Raw genomic sequence first — 2,535 nt, 5'->3', positions numbered from 1 at the left:
ATTTGGAAGCATCAGGTTGAAACGGAGGAAATAAAATGATAGAACGGTATACTCGTCCCGAAATGGGAGCAATTTGGACAGAAGACAATCGATTTAAAGCATGGCTGGAAGTAGAAATTCTTGCTTGTGAAGCATGGTCGGAATTAGGGGCCATCCCCAAAGAAGATGTGAAGTTACTTCGTGAAAATGCTACATTTGATACAAAACGTATCAAGGAAATTGAAGAAGAAACACGTCATGATGTGGTTGCTTTTACAAGAGCCGTTTCAGAATCCCTTGGTGAAGAACGGAAATGGGTTCATTATGGTCTCACCTCTACAGATGTTGTAGATACGGCACTATCTTATATCTTGAAACAAGCAAATGAAATTTTGTTTGCTGATCTAGAACGTTTTATTGAAATATTAAAGAATAAAGCAATCGAACATAAGTATACAGTCATGATGGGACGTACACATGGTGTCCATGCAGAGCCAACCACCTTTGGATTGAAGCTTGCGCTTTGGCATGAAGAAATGAAACGTAATCTAGAACGCTTTAAATTCGTTTGTAAAGGCATTGAAGTTGGGAAAATGTCTGGTGCAGTCGGTACATTTGCCAACATCGATCCGTTCATCGAGAGCTATGTATGTGAAAAGCTTGGTCTTGAAGCTGCCCCGATTTCAACTCAAACATTACAGCGCGACCGTCATGCAGATTATATGGCAACACTCGCTTTAATTGCAACGTCCATTGAAAAGTTTGCTATTGAAATCCGCGGGCTGCAAAAAAGTGAAACACGTGAAGTAGAAGAGAGGTTTGCTAAAGGTCAAAAGGGCTCATCTGCGATGCCTCATAAACGAAATCCAATTGGATCAGAAAATATGACTGGTCTTGCCCGTGTGATTCGCGGCTACATGCAGACTGCTTATGATAATGTACCACTTTGGCATGAACGTGATATTTCTCATTCATCTGCTGAGCGGATCATTCTTCCGGATGCTACGATTGCCTTGAATTATATGCTTAATCGCTTCGGTAACATCGTGAAGAATTTGACTGTTTATCCGGAGAATATGAAACGTAATATGGACCGTACGCTTGGTCTGATTTATTCACAACGTGTATTACTTACATTAATCGATAAAGGGCTGGCAAGGGAAGAAGCCTATGACACCGTTCAGCCAAAAGCAATGGAATCATGGGAAAAACAAGTTCCTTTCCGTACGCTTCTTGATAACGATGATAAAATTACTAGTTTATTATCGAAAGAAGAGTTGGATGAATGTTTTGATTACCACCATCATTTAAAACAGGTTGATTACATCTTTGATCGCCTAGGTCTTTAAAAATAGTGCTGCTGGAAAGATTTCCAGCGGCCTTCTTTAACAATTGTAGATTGAAAATTTCCAATATTGCTAATATGGAGGCCTTAATCATGGAAAAACGAGAATTACTGTATGAAGGAAAAGCGAAACGAATTTATGCAACAGGAGACCAAGAAATTGTATGGGTAGAATACAAGGATTCAGCAACTGCCTTTAATGGCGGAAAAAAAACAGAAATTGAAGGTAAGGGTGTTCTGAATAATGGAATTACCAGTTTACTATTTTCGAAGCTGCAACAATCAGGTATCTCTTCTCACTTTTTAAAGTCAATTTCCGACCGTGAACAACTGGTCAAGAGTGTCTCTATTATTCCGCTTGAAGTAGTCGTACGTAATATCGCAGCCGGCAGCCTGGCAAAGCGTCTTGGAATCCCAGAAGGTCAGCATCTCAAACAACCGATTGTCGAGTTTTATTATAAAGATGATGAATTAGGTGATCCGTTACTTACAGAAGCGCATATTAATGAATTAGCAGTGGCAAGCAGTGAAGAAGTAACTATTCTGAGGACTAAAGCACTTCAAGTGAATACCGTTTTATCAAGCTTTTTTCAAGAAATTGGCGTCCTGCTGGTCGATTTTAAACTGGAATTTGGCAAACTTGCCAATGGTGATATCCTGCTGGCCGATGAGATCTCTCCCGACACATGCAGGCTCTGGGACAGTGAAACGAAAGAAAAGTTCGATAAAGATGTATTCCGACGCGATTTAGGGAGTTTAGTAGAAGCTTACGAAAAAATCTATGCAAAGCTAAAGGAGACTCAACATGTATAAAGTAAAAGTTTACATTACCTTGCGTGAAAGTGTTTTAAATCCACAGGGAACCGCAGTTAAACAATCGTTACACAGCATGACTTACAATCAAGTGCAGGATGTTCGAATCGGTAAATATATGGAACTTAGTATTGAAGATACAACAGATGTGGATCCGTTAGTTAAAGAAATGTGTGAACGCCTGCTGGCTAATACAGTCATTGAGGATTATCGCTATGATATTGAGGAGGTTGTCGCGCTGTGAAATTTGCCGTAATCGTATTTCCCGGCTCCAATTGTGATGTTGATATGTATCATGCAATTAAAGATGAACTAGGAGAAGAAGCGGAATATGTTTGGCATACTGCGGATAACTTAGATCAATTTGATGGAATTCTTTTGCCTGGCGGCTTTTCATA

4 protein-coding genes are annotated in these 2,535 nt (G+C 39.8%); all 4 read left to right on the top strand.

Annotation, left to right across the window (positions count from 1 at the left end):
• The first annotated feature begins 35 nt into the window (after positions 1 to 35).
• A complete protein-coding gene (purB, locus tag AC52RT_RS07435; protein ID WP_495540153.1) occupies positions 36 to 1,328 on the top strand; it encodes an adenylosuccinate lyase in 1,293 nt (430 codons plus the stop codon).
• A gap of 89 nt (positions 1,329 to 1,417) precedes the next feature.
• A complete protein-coding gene (gene purC, locus AC52RT_RS07430) occupies positions 1,418 to 2,137 on the top strand; it encodes a phosphoribosylaminoimidazolesuccinocarboxamide synthase (protein ID WP_495540152.1) in 720 nt (239 codons plus the stop codon).
• Entirely contained in the window at positions 2,130 to 2,381 is a 252-nt protein-coding gene (gene purS / locus AC52RT_RS07425; protein WP_495540151.1) for a phosphoribosylformylglycinamidine synthase subunit PurS, read from the top strand. The genes purC and purS overlap by 8 nt, the downstream gene beginning before the upstream one ends.
• On the top strand, positions 2,378 to 2,535 hold a 158-nt coding region (locus tag AC52RT_RS07420), incomplete at its 3' end, for a phosphoribosylformylglycinamidine synthase subunit PurQ (protein ID WP_495540154.1). The genes purS and AC52RT_RS07420, both read left to right, overlap by 4 nt.

The sequence above is a fragment of the Peribacillus sp. genome (genome assembly GCF_059453735.1).
Note: the sequence above shows the minus strand (reverse complement) of the source record. Positions and strands in the feature narration are given on the sequence as shown.

Excerpts from the sequence above, each read along its gene's own strand:
- purB (WP_495540153.1), top strand. The coding sequence starts at position 36 with ATGATAGAACGGTATACTCGTCCCGAAATGGGAGCAATTTGGACAGAA.
- purC (WP_495540152.1), top strand. The coding sequence starts at position 1,418 with ATGGAAAAACGAGAATTACTGTATGAAGGAAAAGCGAAACGAATTTAT.
- purS (WP_495540151.1), top strand. The coding sequence starts at position 2,130 with ATGTATAAAGTAAAAGTTTACATTACCTTGCGTGAAAGTGTTTTAAAT.